Annotated in this window: 16 protein-coding genes; 2 read left to right on the top strand and 14 right to left on the bottom strand. The window is 61.4% G+C overall.

The genetic code is table 11. The features are described 5' to 3' along the window. Positions 1-225: 225 nt before the first annotated feature. On the top strand, positions 226-1401 hold the full coding sequence (locus MUN81_RS19760) for a PAS domain-containing sensor histidine kinase (protein ID WP_245113668.1): 1176 nt from the start codon (positions 226-228) through the stop codon (positions 1399-1401). Beyond that, on the top strand, positions 1382-1786 hold the full coding sequence (locus tag MUN81_RS19755) for a response regulator (RefSeq protein ID WP_245113667.1): 405 nt from the start codon (positions 1382-1384) through the stop codon (positions 1784-1786). Before MUN81_RS19760 ends, MUN81_RS19755 begins: the two co-directional genes overlap by 20 nt. Positions 1787-1868: 82 nt before the next feature. Here the strand turns inward: MUN81_RS19755 and pruA are convergent, their stop codons facing one another. The 14 genes from pruA to MUN81_RS19685 form a co-directional block, all read right to left on the bottom strand. Then, positions 1869-3533, bottom strand: coding sequence for an L-glutamate gamma-semialdehyde dehydrogenase (gene pruA / locus MUN81_RS19750; RefSeq protein ID WP_245113666.1), 1665 nt, complete (start codon positions 3531-3533; stop codon positions 1869-1871). 69 nt (positions 3534-3602) lie between these two features. Further along, a complete protein-coding gene (locus tag MUN81_RS19745) occupies positions 3603-3947 on the bottom strand; it encodes a hypothetical protein (RefSeq protein ID WP_245113665.1) in 345 nt (114 codons plus the stop codon). A 10-nt stretch (positions 3948-3957) separates the two neighbouring features. Further along, complete coding sequence (locus MUN81_RS19740; protein WP_245113663.1) at positions 3958-4506, bottom strand: hypothetical protein; 549 nt, start codon at positions 4504-4506, stop codon at positions 3958-3960. A 131-nt stretch (positions 4507-4637) separates the two neighbouring features. Further along, on the bottom strand, positions 4638-5330 hold the full coding sequence (locus MUN81_RS19735) for a YjjG family noncanonical pyrimidine nucleotidase (protein WP_245113661.1): 693 nt from the start codon (positions 5328-5330) through the stop codon (positions 4638-4640). Between the two features lie 109 nt (positions 5331-5439). Then, positions 5440-6375: a geranylgeranylglycerol-phosphate geranylgeranyltransferase gene (locus MUN81_RS19730; RefSeq protein WP_245113660.1), complete on the bottom strand. Its 936-nt coding sequence runs from the start codon at positions 6373-6375 to the stop codon at positions 5440-5442. Between the two features lie 120 nt (positions 6376-6495). Next, positions 6496-6690 carry a cold shock domain-containing protein gene (locus MUN81_RS19725; RefSeq protein ID WP_046244217.1) on the bottom strand — a complete coding sequence of 65 codons (195 nt, stop codon included), beginning with the start codon at positions 6688-6690 and terminating at the stop codon, positions 6496-6498. A 144-nt stretch (positions 6691-6834) separates the two neighbouring features. Then, complete coding sequence (gene iscX, locus MUN81_RS19720) at positions 6835-7071, bottom strand: Fe-S cluster assembly protein IscX (RefSeq protein ID WP_245113659.1); 237 nt, start codon at positions 7069-7071, stop codon at positions 6835-6837. A 110-nt stretch (positions 7072-7181) separates the two neighbouring features. Beyond that, positions 7182-7517: a 2Fe-2S iron-sulfur cluster-binding protein gene (locus MUN81_RS19715; protein WP_245113658.1), complete on the bottom strand. Its 336-nt coding sequence runs from the start codon at positions 7515-7517 to the stop codon at positions 7182-7184. A 69-nt stretch (positions 7518-7586) separates the two neighbouring features. Beyond that, positions 7587-8381: a Rossmann-like and DUF2520 domain-containing protein gene (locus tag MUN81_RS19710; RefSeq protein WP_245113657.1), complete on the bottom strand. Its 795-nt coding sequence runs from the start codon at positions 8379-8381 to the stop codon at positions 7587-7589. 84 nt (positions 8382-8465) lie between these two features. Next, complete coding sequence (gene ccsA / locus MUN81_RS19705; RefSeq protein ID WP_245113655.1) at positions 8466-11072, bottom strand: cytochrome c biogenesis protein CcsA; 2607 nt, start codon at positions 11070-11072, stop codon at positions 8466-8468. A 14-nt stretch (positions 11073-11086) separates the two neighbouring features. Beyond that, positions 11087-11416 (bottom strand): nucleotidyltransferase domain-containing protein, encoded by a 330-nt coding sequence (locus MUN81_RS19700; protein WP_245113647.1) that lies wholly within the window; start codon positions 11414-11416, stop codon positions 11087-11089. 2 nt (positions 11417-11418) lie between these two features. Continuing rightward, positions 11419-11844, bottom strand: coding sequence for a nucleotidyltransferase substrate binding protein (locus MUN81_RS19695; protein ID WP_245113646.1), 426 nt, complete (start codon positions 11842-11844; stop codon positions 11419-11421). 13 nt (positions 11845-11857) lie between these two features. Continuing rightward, positions 11858-12988 (bottom strand): hypothetical protein, encoded by a 1131-nt coding sequence (locus MUN81_RS19690; protein ID WP_245113644.1) that lies wholly within the window; start codon positions 12986-12988, stop codon positions 11858-11860. A 96-nt stretch (positions 12989-13084) separates the two neighbouring features. Continuing rightward, on the bottom strand, positions 13085-13516 hold the full coding sequence (locus MUN81_RS19685; RefSeq protein WP_190922710.1) for a cytochrome c maturation protein CcmE: 432 nt from the start codon (positions 13514-13516) through the stop codon (positions 13085-13087). Between the last annotated feature and the right edge of the window lie 26 nt (positions 13517-13542).

The raw sequence follows: 13542 nt of genomic DNA, 5'->3' as shown, positions 1-13542 counted from the left end.
TTTGGAAAGCAACAACCCAATTGCGGCGACAAAGCGGGCAGATGGCGGCTGTGCACACGAGCAGATTAGGCCGGGGGAGTAAGCTCGACAGTGATGGCGTTGCGTGGCATAAAAATGGAGAGTCAGGTAGTTTGCTAAGGATAAATACGCTTTTTGGTAGTAAATTGACTTGTGATACTTCGTCTCGGAGCTGTGAAGCCTGACGCGCAGTCCTTAACTCTACCCATGTCAGAGCGCGAAGTGCCATTGTCCGAACCAACGCTGTCGTACGCCGACCTAGCCGAGCGCGAACACCAGCTTTCGGTGATTTTTAATGCCATTGCCGACGTCACGTTTGTATTGAGCGTGGAAGATGACGGCCGCTACCGCTTCATTTTCGCCAACAACGCTTTCGAGAAAGCCACGGGAGTACCGGTAGAAAAAGTGGCCGGCAGCTACGTGAGCGACGTTATCCCGGAGCCTTCGCTGAGCCTGGTGCTCACCAAATACGAAGAAGCCATCCGCACCTCGCAGCGGGTGACTTGGCTGGAAACCTCCGACTATCCTACCGGCCGCGTGACGGGCGAAGTGAGCGTGACGCCGGTGCACGACGAAGCTGGCCGCTGTTACCAGCTGGTGGGCGTGGTGCACGACCTCACCAAGGAAAAGCAAGCCGAAGAGCGCCAACTTCTGCTCACGGAACGGCTCGTGCAGCAAAACTCCGACTTGCAGCAGTTCACGTACATCGTGTCGCACAACCTGCGGGCCCCATTGGCCAATGCCTTGGGTTTTACCGATTTGCTGGCGCGGCTAGACAAGCGTTCTGATACGTTTGACGTGTCGTTGCAGCACCTGCGCACCAGCATCCAACAACTCGACCAAGTGATGATGGATGTGAACAACATCCTGTCGCTGCGCGACTCGCAGGACGGCTACCGGCCCGAACCCGTGCCCGTGGCCGCCGTGTGCCAGCAGGCGCTGCTCAGCTTGCAGGAGGCGTTGCGGGATTGCGGGGGCCAACTGCACAACGCCATCCCGGCGACGCTGCACGTGGCGGGCAGCCGGGCCTATTTCCACAGCATTTTCCACAATTTGATTTCCAACGCCATCAAGTACCGCTCCGACGCGCGGCCGTTGCGGATTGACGTGGCCGCAGCCCAGGACCCGCGCCTGGGCATCACCCTCACCGTGCGCGACAACGGCTCCGGATTTGACCAGGAGAAGGCGAGCGATAATATTTTCCAGCTGTACCGTCGCTTTCACGGCGGCACGGGCACTGCCGGGCGCGGCATTGGCCTTTTTCTGGTGAAAGCCCACGCAGAAGCCATGGGCGGGGCTGTTTCCGTTCGGAGCCGCCTCGACGAAGGCACCGAGTTTACCCTTCATTTCAGGCCCCGTGCGGATGAAAACCTACCTCATTGACGACGACAACCTCGCCACCTACCTCACCGAGCAACTCCTGCGGGCCGAAGGATTTTCCAACACCATCTGCACGTTCCAATCAGCAAAAAAAGCACTGGACAAGCTGCTGATGCGGGCGAAGGAAAATCTGATGCCCCAGGTGGTTTTTCTGGACCTGAACATGCCCGAAATGGACGGCTGGCAGTTTCTGGACGCCCTGGCGCCCTACGAAGAAGAATTACGGGGGCACTGCGCCATCTACATTCTCACGTCGTCGCTGGCCCTGGCCGACCTCGAAAAATCGAAGGAATATGACCTGGTGGCGGGCCTGATTCACAAGCCGCTCGACAGCGGCGAAATCCGGGCCATTCAGTCGAAATTAGGAGGCGAAGCGGACGTTGAATGACCTTCAACTGGCTTCACTATTGATGTAAAAAAGCCGCCTCTTTAACCAGAGGCGGCTTTTTTGTGGCTAACTGACAAGGCTGTTACAGGCCTTTGTCGCGGTTCAAATCTTCGGCCGGCTCCGAGCCCAGGAAGGGGTAGCGGTAGTCCGTGACGGGCACGAAGGTTTCCTTGATGGCGCGGGGCGACACCCAACGGATGAGGTTGAGCTGCGAGCCGGCTTTGTCGTTGGTGCCGGAGGCGCGGGCGCCGCCGAAGGGCTGCTGGCCCACCACGGCGCCGGTGGGCTTGTCGTTGATGTAGAAGTTGCCGGCCGAATTCTGCAGGCGCTTGCTGGCCAGGTCGATGGCGTACCGGTCCTGAGCAAACACAGCGCCGGTGAGGGCGTAGGGCGAAGTGGTATCCACCAATTCCAGCGTTTCCTCGAACTTGTTTTCGTTGTAGATGTGCACCGTGAGCACCGGGCCGAACAGCTCCTCGCACATAGTCACGTACTTGGGGTCTTTGGCCACGATGACGGTGGGCTCGATGAAGTAGCCTTTCGACTTGTCGTAGCCGCCACCGGCAATGATTTCCACGTTCGGGTCGGACTTGGCAGCGTCGAGATACTTGGCCAGCTTATCGAAGGACACCTCGCTGATAACGGCGTTGATAAAGTTGCCAAAGTCTTCCACGTCGCCCATTTTGAAGGAAGCGAGGTCTTCCTTCACATAGCCAAGGATTTCCTGGGCCGTGTTGGAGGGCAGGTAGACGCGCGAGGCGGCCGAGCATTTCTGGCCCTGGTACTCGAAGGCGCCCCGGCTCATGGCCACGGCCACGGCTTTGGGATGAGCCGAGTGGTGGGCGAGGATGAAGTCTTTGCCGCCGGTTTCGCCCACGATGCGCGGGTAGGATTTATACAGGTGGATGTTCTGGCCGATGGTCTTCCAGATGTTCTGGAACACGCCCGTGGAGCCGGTGAAGTGGATGCCGGCAAAGTCGCGGTGCGAGAAAATCACGTCGCCGGCTGTGGGGCCGTCCACGTACACCAGGTTAATGACGCCGTCGGGCACGCCGGCTTCCTTGAACAGCTCCATCAGCACCTGGGCCGAGTAAATCTGCGTGTTGGCGGGCTTCCAGACGATGACGTTGCCCATCATGGCCGCCGACGAAGGCAGGTTGCCGGCGATGGACGTAAAGTTGAAGGGCGTGAGGGCGAACACGAAGCCTTCGAGCGGGCGGTGCTCCACGCGGTTCCACATGCCGGGCAGGCTCTCGGGCTGCTGCTTGTAGATTTCCTGCATGTAGTACACGTTGAAGCGGAAGAAATCAATCAGCTCGCAGGCGGCGTCGATTTCGGCCTGAAACGCATTCTTGCTCTGGCCCAGCATGGTGGCCGCGTTGATGCGGGCGCGGTAGGGGCCGGCCAGCAGGTCGGCGGCCTTCAGGAACACAGCGGCGCGGTGCTCCCAGGGCAGCTCGGCCCAGGCGGTGCGGGCAGCCAGCGCAGCGTCGATGGCCAGCTGCACGTGGCTGGCGTCGCCGGCGTGGAAATGGGCAATGGTGCGCTGGTGGTCGTGGGGCGGGGCAATGCGCTCCAGCTTGCCGGTGCGCACCTGCTTGCCGCCGATGTACATCGGGATGTCCAGCTCCAGCCCGCGCAGGCTCTTGAGCTGCTGCTGCAACTCCAGTCGCTCTTTCGAGCCGGGCGCGTAGCCTTTCACGGGTTCGTTAATCGGGACGGGGGCGTTGAAAAAGGCGTTGGCCATAAATATTCAGGTTAGGTTGTTGGGAGGGTTGGGGTGGGATGGGGCAAAGGTAGGATGATACTATAACAGCTATAGTGGATAGCCCACATACCAAGGAGCATTAAATGATTCAGGGTCGACTTCAAGTTGTAACAACAAAGCATATAGCTCAACAACATCGGCAACGTAATAGCTGGTTTGAGCTACAATTGCTAAATCTTCGTCTCCATCTTCAGCATACTTATTCAGTAGTGCCATATCAAACTCAATATCAGAAACGTGATAAAGGTGTGGTGGCTGCGCTACGACGCTCCATCTCTTAACATCAATCATAACCCAGCGTTTCTGATTGCCTGCTGATGCCCGGGCTATTGCTGCAATTGGTTTTTGCAGCATATCAATTCGATTCCAAACTTTGACTGGAATAGCTTTCATCTTTGAGATGCTACAGCCGCTTCAGCAACTCTCGCACCTGCTGCTCGAGGTCCTGGTAGGAGCCGGTGTTGTGCAGCACATGGTCAAAATTGGGATAAGCGTCCATGGAGACTTCACTGGGGTGGTTGTCGTCGCGGGTGCCGTCGCCGCGCTGGCGCAGCGGGTCGCCTTCCACGCGCAGCATGATGCCGCCGCGGGCCCGAATGGGGTCGGCTTCGTTGGCGTAGCGCACGTCGGGCACCAGCACGCAGGCGTCTTGCGGCAGGGCCGCAAAAAAGGCATCGACCCACACCAGCGGCTCCCACTGGCGCAGGGCTTCGCCCACCTGCTGCAGCATTTCGCCCCGGGTGCGCCGGAAGGTGGGCACCAGCTCGGCCTTGCCTTTTTGGGAATAGTAGAGCGCCGCCGCCTCGCCCGTGAGGGCGGCGCAGACCGATTTAATGGAATCGCCGAAGGAGCGAACCTGCCAGATGCGCTCGGGCTGCAGTTGCTGGATGAGCCGGGCCACGGTGTCTTTGCCGCTGCCCCGGCGGCCGGAGAGGCCAATGAGGTGTATCATGTTGGTGAGAATTTCGGCTGTTATCCTGAGCATAGCGGGGGACCTTCTTACCCCACGCCTGCACTGCTTGAATTACTGCAAACCGTTCTTCGGTGAGAAGGTCCTTCGCTGCGCTCAGGATGACAAATGAGCTACAAGAATGCTTTCAGCTCGCTCAGGCAGCTGATTTCGTGCGTGGTTTGGGCGAAGTGGCGGCGCTTGTCGGGGTTGAAATAAACCTGGTCGATGCCGGCGTTGAAGGCCCCCAGCACGTCGCATTCCAGGTTGTCGCCTATCATCAGGCTCTCGGCGGCCGTGGCGCCGGTGTGCTGCAAGGCATGCTGGAACATGCGCGGGTCGGGCTTGAGGTGGCCGCTGTGTTCGGAGGTGATGACCGACTCGAAGTAGTGCGTCAGGTTCGACGAAGCCAGCTTGATGGCCTGAATGTCGTTGAAGCCGTTGGTGATGAGGTGCATGCGGTACCGGGGCTTCAGGTAGTCGAGCACCTCGTGGGTGTAGGGAAACACGGCGGACTTGAGCGGCAGAATGTCCGTGAACTCGGCCGAGATGGTGGCAGGCACGTCGGCGTCCGGTACGCCCAATTTGCTGAGCGTGCGCGAGAAACGCACGTCGCGCAGCTGCGCCTGCGAGATTTTTCCACTCTGGTACATGCGCCACAGCGCGTGGTTGATGTCGCTGTACACCCGAATGAATTCTTCCGCCGTGAACGTGCCAAACCGCGCAAAGTCGTGCCGCGCGTAGAGCGTGCGCAGCGTTTCGTTGGCATTTTTCTCGAAGTCCCACAGCGTGTGGTCGAGGTCAAAGAACAGGTGGCGGTATTTCATGGTAGTGGTTAGTGGTTAACGATTAGTGGTTAATGATAAATGATAGAGATGTGTCGTAAAAGGGAATTGCCATTTGGCAGTTAACCACTCACCGTTAACCACTAACCACTCACAACCCGCCCGCCAGCGCCATGCTGAGCACGCCCGCCAGCATGATGCCCTTGCACCACGCGCTGAGGTAATGAAAATGCCGTCGCCGGTCGGCCCGGATGAGCAGGCGCACCAGCTGGGCCATGGGCAGCAACACCAGCACCAGCAGCCAGGTGCCCAGCGGCCAGTGCCCGCCCGCCAGCAGCCGGGCCGTGGCACCTAGTGTCAGCAGCGCCAGGCAGCCCAGGAAGAAGCCGGTCACCCACTTGGTGCGGGCCACGCCCACCACCAGCGGCAGCGTGCGGCAACCGTGCTGGGCATCACCTTTCATGTCCTCCACGTCTTTCACTATCTCGCGCACCATGGTGAGCAGGAAAGCGGCCAGGGCGTAGGGCCACACCACGCTGTGGCTGTCGTGCCGGGCTAGTTGCAGCTGCAACTCGGGCAGCAGCACCAGCGCCGCCGTGAGGGTGGCAATGCTGGCGTTGCCCACCAGCGCCACCCGCTTGAACCGCGCCGAATAGCCCCACAGCAACAGCGCCGTGCCCAGCGTGACCAGTCCCAGCACCGGGTGCAGCCAGCCAGCCAGCAGCACACCCGCGCCACTCAGCAGCATGTGGGCCAGCATGGCCTTGCGCCGGTTCACCACGCGGCCCACCACCAGCCGGTCGGGCCGGTTGATGGCGTCAATCTTCACGTCGTAGTAGTCGTTGATGATGTAGCCGGCCGCGGCCACCAGCAGCGCCGCCAGCACCAGCGCCCCAAAGCGCGGCGCCAACAGCGACGCGTGCAGCGGCAGCTCCGGCAGCAGCAGACCCGCCCGCACCAGGGCCATGCACAGCAGCATTATCACAAGGTTGGGCCAGCGCACCAGCGTGGGCAGGGCCGTGCGCAGGCGCTCGGCCGGAGGCGGGGGCACGGCGGCGGTCGGCGGCTTGGGCGGAAGCGGGGGCATGGCGAGGCGAACGGGCAAGATGCAAAGGTCGGGCACAGCGGCGGGCCGGGCCATAAAAAAAGCTTCCCCGGAAAGGAGAAGCTTTTTCGACGGGTTGCCCCGAATGTCGATTTCTGTTGCTCAGATTTTGCGGACGTTCACGGCGTTGATGCCCTTGCGGCCTTCCTGCGTTTCGAATTCCACCCGGTCATTTTGCTGCACCGTGACTCCGTTGAGGCCCGTTACGTGTACGAAAAAGTCTTCTTTCGTTTGGTCGTCGGTCACGAAGCCGTAGCCTTTGGCTTCGTTGAAAAATTTAATAATGCCGGTTTTCATGCAAAAAACGAATAATGGAAAGGAAGGAAACCGCCCGGGTAAAGGCTGCGGCAATGCCTGAAACGGCAGGAAAGGGCCACTTCAGGCCAGCTTACGCGGGAAACCGGTACCGGGTTGGCCGCGCAGGCTCGCTAGCTCGGCCGTTTATTGGTTGTCGCGCCACTCGTACACCCACTTGGCCTGGATTTGCTCCAAGTGGCCCTCGGTGGCCTGCTCGCGGGTGCCGTCGAAGTTGTCGAGGCTCATCACCCACTCGATGAGGTCGGTGAAGCGGATGCGGTAGATTTTGGCCTCGGTGAAGTCGTCGCCGAACTTCTCGTAGAGCGCCATGGCAATGTCCTCGTGGTCGGCCCAGTGCATGGGCGGCTCGAAATGAGTCATTCTGTTGATGTGCTGATGTGCTGATGAGGTGATTTGCTGATGTGCTGAGTGGTTGCTTTGTGATGTTTTTAGAAGCACATCAGCAAATCACCTCATCAGCACATCAAGAATTAGTGGCCCAGGAAATGCTGGGGCGGAATGGTGACCGTTACCTGCATGTCTTTTTCCAGCACGCACTGGCAGGCTAGGCGGGAGTTGATGCGCGGGTTTTCGGCGCGGTCAATGAAGTCTTCTTCCTTGTCCGAAATTTCGGGAAGGTCGTCGCCGCCGGAGTTGATGTACACGTGGCAGGTGCTGCAGCCGCACACGCCGCCGCAGTTGTGCTGCAGCTGAATGCCGTTGTTCAGGGCCACGTCGAGCACCGACTCGCCGGGGGCCGCCACGTGGGTTTGGGCCGGCTGGCCGTCGCTGAACTGGAAGGTAATGGTGGTGGCGGGAACAGACAAAACGAGAAACTTATAAGTCGAAAAAACACAGCGTTTGAAGCCGCAAAGGTACTCCCTCCCGCCCCGGCATCAAAGCTGCGCCTGAATGCTGGCCGTGAGCTGCGCATACAGCGCCTGCCAGGCCGGGTGGGCGGCCAGCGCCGCCACGTGCGCGGCCAGCGTGGGGGTGTCGCGGCGCACGGCCGGCCCGGTTTGCACCGCGAAGGGCGGGTTGGCCAGGGCTTTGTCCACGGTTTCGCGCACCAGCGGGGCCAGCAATTCGGCCGGGAGCCGGGCCTCGGCCAGCAAAGCATCGGCAATGCCCAACAGGTGATTGGTGAAATTGTTGGCGAACACGGCAGCCACGTGCAGCTTCAGCCGCTGGGCCGAGTCGAGGCGCAGCACCCGCTGGCTAAGGCTGCCGGCCAAATCCAGCAACGTTGTTTCGGCCGCAATGCCGCTGGCTTCGATGCACAGCGGCACCGTGGGCCAGTCGATGGCGCGGCCGGGGCTGAAGGTTTGCAGCGGGTAGAAAACGCCCCCGCGCACGCCGGGTTGCGCGTCGAAAACCGAGAGTGGCAGCGCGCCCGCCAAGTGCGCCACCAGAGCGCCTTCGGGCCAACTGGTGGCGGCCAGCAGCGGGGCCACGGCAGCATCGGGCACGGCCAGCAGGTACACGTCGGCGGGCGGCAGGGGAAAAGCTAAGTCACCGAGCACCTGCGCGTCGGGCAACTCCGCTGCTAAAGCAGCCGCGCGGTCCGGATTGCGGTTCCAGACGAAAGCCACCGAATGCCCCGCCGCCGCCAGCGCGGGCCCCAGTTGGCTGGCCACGCGGCCGGCCCCAAGCAAGCCGATTCGTAGAGGGGATAAAGGGCGAGTTGACATGGAGTACTAGGCGGCTCACCGCCGGAAGGGAATAAAAAGGCCGCTTCTGCAATAGAAGCGGCCTTTTCGTATTCAAATAATTAGTTAGCCCACCGGCTGGGGGCGCGCCGTGCGGTTGCCCGTTTCCGCCGAAGCCTCGGTTTCGGCGGCTTCCGGGGTCACGGCGCCTTTGCCGCCGCGCTGGCGCACGCTCAGGCCGAAGCCGAGGGCCATGAGCAGCGTGCCGCTCCACAGGAGGTTGATGAAGGGCTTTTCCATAGCTTTCAGAATGACGTAGTCTTTCTGGGTGGTGCTCACGCCGAAGGTGAACTTGCCCTTCTCGGGGTCGATGGCGTTGAGGGTGAGGCGCACGCCGAGGTCTTCCACTTCGTCGGGCACGCGGCCAATCATGCGGTTGCGGATGACGAACACCGGGTGGGCGTGGTACTGGCGCTTCTCGCCGGTCACAATCATGTCGGCCTGCAGGGCGAGGTCACCTTTCTGCAGGTTGAGGCCGGCGGTTTCATGGGCCGGCTCGATGGCCCGGAACACGGCGAAGTAGTCGTTGAGGAAGATGGTGTCGCCCACGCTCAGCACGCTTTCCTTGGCCTCGCTCCAGGGCTTTTCCTTGCGCGGGTCCAGCACCGAACTCACGTGCGTGTAGATGTCGTGGCCCCAGAACTTCTTGATGGCCGGCGAAGCCAGCAGGCCGCCCCCGCCCATCTCGTCGTTCACCTGGGCGCGAGGGTAGAGCGCAAACTGCTCACCCGACTTCACATCCTTGTAATTGATGCGGTAGTAGGTGTTTTCGGGCAGGATGTTCACCGTGTCGCCGGTCTTGTAGTAGGTCTTGCCTTCTACGGTGATGGGCGCGCGGGCCAGGGCCTTGTAGTCGTCGTCGGTACGGAAGAGGAACTGCTTATCCACGTACCCGGGCACGCCGGGCACCTCGAAAAATTGGCCCGTGTAGGTGAGCTGGTAGCCGTGCATGGGCGTGGTTTCGTTGCGCCACAGCAGCACGTTGTCGCGGTTCAGGTCCTCGTCAAACTCCCGCGAATACAGCAGGCCCGACACGTTGCGCGAAATGATATTTGAGTACCCCGCCGACGCCAGGATGCCCAGCAGCATCAGCGCAATGCCCAGGTGGGCCACCGCGCCGCCTGACAGCCGCACGCCACGCCGCAGCAGGTTGAAGATAGTACCAAAGTTGGCCAGCACCCCAAACAGGCCCGCCAGCGTGAGCACGATGTAAGGCGCTGTGATGCTGATGCCATTGTAGCGAACCAGCAGCACGGTGAGGGCCGTGCCCAGCAGGGCCAGCAGCGTGGGCGCCGTGAGGGAGTTGATGACAGTTTCGCGGTTGTTGCGCTGCCACCACATAATCTGGGCCACGCCCGAAAGCAGGGCCACCGCCACGCCCATCCACAACTGCGCCTTAGAGTAATGGGCAATCTGGTCGGCGGGCAGGGCCACGTTGGTTTTAATGCCAATTAGGCCCATTAGCGCATTGTACACCGGAATGCTGGTGGTGTACAGCACCTGGAACGCGCCCAGGCACAGCACCGTGGCACCCACAAACACCCACAGCTCGGGGCTGTAGCCATCCAGCTCTTTGGGCGAAACCGGAATCTCTTTCCAGCGCGACACCAGCAGCGCCACGGCCAGCACGGTGAAGGCGCCCAAGTAAATCAGCAACTGGCCCGAGAGGCCCAAATCCGTAAACGAGTGTACCGAGGCGTTGCCCAGCACGCCACTACGGGTGAGGAAGGTGGCGTAAAGAATGAGCACGAACGTGGCCACCACCAGCGCAAACGAGGTGCGCAGGCCAATGCGGCGCTTCTGCCACAGCACCATGCCGTGCAGCGAGGCCACCAGCACCAGCCACGGAATGTACACGGCGTTTTCCACCGGGTCCCAGTTCCAGTAGCCGCCGAAGTTCAGCGTTTCGTAGGCCCAGTAGGCGCCCATCACCACGCCCACGCCCAGCACGCCACCGCCAATGAGCGTCCAGGGCAGGGCGGGCTTCACCCAGGCGGTGAGTTCACGCTTCCAGAGGCCCGCAATGGCGAAGGCGAAAGGCACCAGCGTGAGCGCAAAGCCCAGAAACAGCGTGGGCGGGTGAATCACCATCCAGTAGTTCTGCAGCAGGGCGTTGAGGCCGGTGCCGTCTTTGGGCACGAAGTCGGGGTTCATTTTCCACACCGGCAGGTCGGTGAGGAATTCGCGCAGCAGAATGAACGGGGACGAGCCCACCTTCACGCCGCCCAGCACCACGCCCAGAATCATGCTCACCAGAAACAGCTGCACGCCGCTGAACACGGCCATTACCGGCGCTTCCCATTTGCGGTTGAAACGCATGATGCACAGGCCCAGCACCACTTGCCAGAAAATCCAGAGCAGGAAAGAGCCTTCCTGGCCTTCCCAGAAGCAGGAAATCATGTACTCCACCGGCAGGTGGTTGGAGCTGTGGCTCCAGGCGTAGTAGTACTCGTAGCGGTGCGCGTGGATGATGTTGAACAAACACACAATGACCGAGAGCACGGCTGCGCCGTGCACGAAAAACGCCCAGCGCGCCGTGCGCAGCCAGCTTTGGTCTTCGTCGCCGAGGGCGCGGCCCCGCGAGGCCTGGAAGTAGCCGTAAGCCGCCACCAGCGCCGCCGCAAACGCCACGATGACGCTCAGGTGGCCGATTTGTCCAATTAATAAGTTCATAAGCAAAAGATAAATCAGGCGGATACCGCCACCGCCGCGCCGGAGCGCAACACTTCGTAGCGGGCTAAAATGCGGGGATGAAAAGCGGGCGGCAGCTGCGCCCAGTCGTGCACGTCCACGAAAATAGGTAAGTTGCTGTCCGTGAGTGCTTCGCGAAATTCGCTGAGCAGGCGCGCCGGAAGAGCCGTCAGGTTGTGGCCACGCAACACCAGGTCCAGGTCGCTGCCTTCGTGGGCGTTGCCATTCACGCGGCTGCCGTAGGCCCAAACGGCCACTTCGGGCGGCACGTGCCGGGCAACGAGTGCCTGCACCAGGGCCAAGTCTTTCGGGCGAAGGTCGAGCATGGTCAGGAAAGTGGTTTGCCGTGAAGAAGTTGCGCCAGGGCCGTGGCATCGGCCACGAACTGCGGCAGGAGTTTCAGCGTGGCTTCGGCAAACCCGACGCCGTAGTCGTGGGCCGTGGTGTTGCGGTTGTCGCGATACAACAACCACCGCTCAGTTGCGTCGAGGGACAGCAGTCCGTGCTGCGCCGCGGCCCGAAACAGGTCTTTGTAGACCAGCGCATCGGCCTGCCGGGGCGAAGCGAAATACGGCCGCAGGGCCTTTTTCAGCAGCTTTCCGGCTTGCTCAATGATGATTTCAAACTCTTTCACGCAGGCCGAACGATACAACTCGTACTCCACCGAATCGGGCGCGCTCTGCTGCAAGAGCACCACTGCCCGGTCGAGGGCCAGGGTGCAGCGAGTGAGCAAAGAAGAGTCGAGCGTTGTCATGGAAAAGGCAAATTTACCGCCGCGCCGCCGGAGCTGGCAGGGCTAATAACAACTTATCGACGAAAAAGGCGCCCCGCGGCGGATGGCACGTGATTTCGACGGCAATTTTTTCTAAACCGGCCTCCTGCCACCGGCGCATGGGCAGCTCGGCCTGTCGCGGGTCGTTGGGCTGATTGACGAGCTGGCGCGAAAGCAGCACCTGCCCGCTGGCCGGGTTGGTAACGACCACTGAGAGGCGCGCTTTGTTCGGGTATTTGCGCAGCGGCAGCTCTACCACGGCGCGGGTGGGGCTGGTGCCGGGCACGGCGGGCGCTTCGCCGTAGCCGTACCACCACTGCCGCAGGCGCACCGGCGGCGGGCTGCCCGCTGCCTGCGTGGTCACCACCTGGTAATCGTAGGTGCCGGGACCAGGCAGCGTGTCGGTTACGGTGTAAGTCAGCGCCGGCTGGCCGTAGGTATCGCGCTGCACCGGCACCTGCCGCACCTCACTGCTGCGGTACTCGTGCACCTCGCGGCGCAGCACCCGGCAGGCGGGCGCGGCGGCCAGCGAGTCGGGCAGCGTCCAGGTGAGCTCGACCACGTGGCTGGCGGTGGGCAGCACGCGCGTGGGGTTGGGCGGGAAATAGCTGACGGGCATGCCCACCGGCTGGCGGCTGACCTGCAGCGAGAACTGGCAAAAATCCTTCAGGTAGCCGTCCACATCGAGCAGGTAAGACCGGCCGGCGCGCAGCGAGTCCAGTGTCACAAATACGTCGTCCTGGGTGCCAAGCGAAGTGCAGCTCAGGACGCGGTAGGTGGCTGGCTGGCAGGGCGTGCCCGTGAGCACCACGAGCTGCACCCCGCGCACGTCGCGGCATTTTTGGCCACCAATGTTGATAAAATAGCGGCCCGAGGCTTTCGGCGTAAACTCAAACCACTGGTCGTTGTGGTATTCGATGCACTTGCCGGTCAGGCGCTCATCTACGCAGCTACGCTGCACGGTGCAGCCGGTGGTGTTGGAGGTGATGAGTTGCTCGGCTTGCAGCACGCGCCGGTTCTCAATGTTGTCGTTCGAGACCTGGGCTGCGGCAATAGGGGCGGAAGCTGCGAGGAGGAGCAGGCAGCAGGCCCAAAACAGAACGTCATGCAGAGCGCAGCGCAGCATCTTGCCCGGCACCACTAAATCAATTGATTTCGTTGCGCGGTAGAGATGCTTCGCTGCGCTCTGCATGACCGTTCCTGGGCTGCTGAGCAAGGACGCTTACTTGACGGAAGCCGTGGCGCCTTGGTTCAAATCCTTCTTCACGTACTTACTGGGGCACTTCAACAGGATGTTGTCAGCCATGAAGACGTTGCCTTTCATGCAGCCGGTAATCACCACTTGCTCTGAAGCGTCGAAATCCTGGGGCTTGGGGTTGTTGTACACCACGCGCTGGGCCACATGTAGGGTGTCTACCAGCGTGAAGGCGAAGTAGTTGGGGTCCGTCATGGGGTCATATTCCAGGCCCATGGGCTGCTTCGCGGCATCGCGCGGCAGCTTGCCTACCACGTGCACCTTGGTGGTGTTGCCCTCGGCGGCCCGCTGGCGAGCCTCGCCAAAGCCAACGTACACGCTGGCATCGGCGGTGGTGCTGAGGATGATGGCGGCGGCCACCGCAATGATGGCCATGATGAAAATGTGCGACTTCTTCATAAAAGCACGAATTGAAACGACTTACG

It is taken from the genome of Hymenobacter sp. 5317J-9 (assembly GCF_022921075.1).
GTDB lineage: Bacteria > Bacteroidota > Bacteroidia > Cytophagales > Hymenobacteraceae > Hymenobacter.
Note: the sequence above shows the minus strand (reverse complement) of the source record. Positions and strands in the feature narration are given on the sequence as shown.

Coding starts and splice junctions, on each gene's coding strand:
- MUN81_RS19760 (WP_245113668.1), top strand. CDS start 226: ATGTCAGAGCGCGAAGTGCCATTGTCCGAACCAACGCTGTCGTACGCC.
- MUN81_RS19755 (WP_245113667.1), top strand. CDS start 1,382: ATGAAAACCTACCTCATTGACGACGACAACCTCGCCACCTACCTCACC.
- pruA (WP_245113666.1), bottom strand. CDS start 3,533: ATGGCCAACGCCTTTTTCAACGCCCCCGTCCCGATTAACGAACCCGTG.
- MUN81_RS19745 (WP_245113665.1), bottom strand. CDS start 3,947: ATGAAAGCTATTCCAGTCAAAGTTTGGAATCGAATTGATATGCTGCAA.
- MUN81_RS19740 (WP_245113663.1), bottom strand. CDS start 4,506: ATGATACACCTCATTGGCCTCTCCGGCCGCCGGGGCAGCGGCAAAGAC.
- MUN81_RS19735 (WP_245113661.1), bottom strand. CDS start 5,330: ATGAAATACCGCCACCTGTTCTTTGACCTCGACCACACGCTGTGGGAC.
- MUN81_RS19730 (WP_245113660.1), bottom strand. CDS start 6,375: ATGCCCCCGCTTCCGCCCAAGCCGCCGACCGCCGCCGTGCCCCCGCCT.
- MUN81_RS19725 (WP_046244217.1), bottom strand. CDS start 6,690: ATGAAAACCGGCATTATTAAATTTTTCAACGAAGCCAAAGGCTACGGC.
- iscX (WP_245113659.1), bottom strand. CDS start 7,071: ATGACTCATTTCGAGCCGCCCATGCACTGGGCCGACCACGAGGACATT.
- MUN81_RS19710 (WP_245113657.1), bottom strand. CDS start 8,381: ATGTCAACTCGCCCTTTATCCCCTCTACGAATCGGCTTGCTTGGGGCC.
- ccsA (WP_245113655.1), bottom strand. CDS start 11,072: ATGAACTTATTAATTGGACAAATCGGCCACCTGAGCGTCATCGTGGCG.
- MUN81_RS19700 (WP_245113647.1), bottom strand. CDS start 11,416: ATGCTCGACCTTCGCCCGAAAGACTTGGCCCTGGTGCAGGCACTCGTT.
- MUN81_RS19695 (WP_245113646.1), bottom strand. CDS start 11,844: ATGACAACGCTCGACTCTTCTTTGCTCACTCGCTGCACCCTGGCCCTC.
- MUN81_RS19690 (WP_245113644.1), bottom strand. CDS start 12,988: ATGCTGCGCTGCGCTCTGCATGACGTTCTGTTTTGGGCCTGCTGCCTG.
- MUN81_RS19685 (WP_190922710.1), bottom strand. CDS start 13,516: ATGAAGAAGTCGCACATTTTCATCATGGCCATCATTGCGGTGGCCGCC.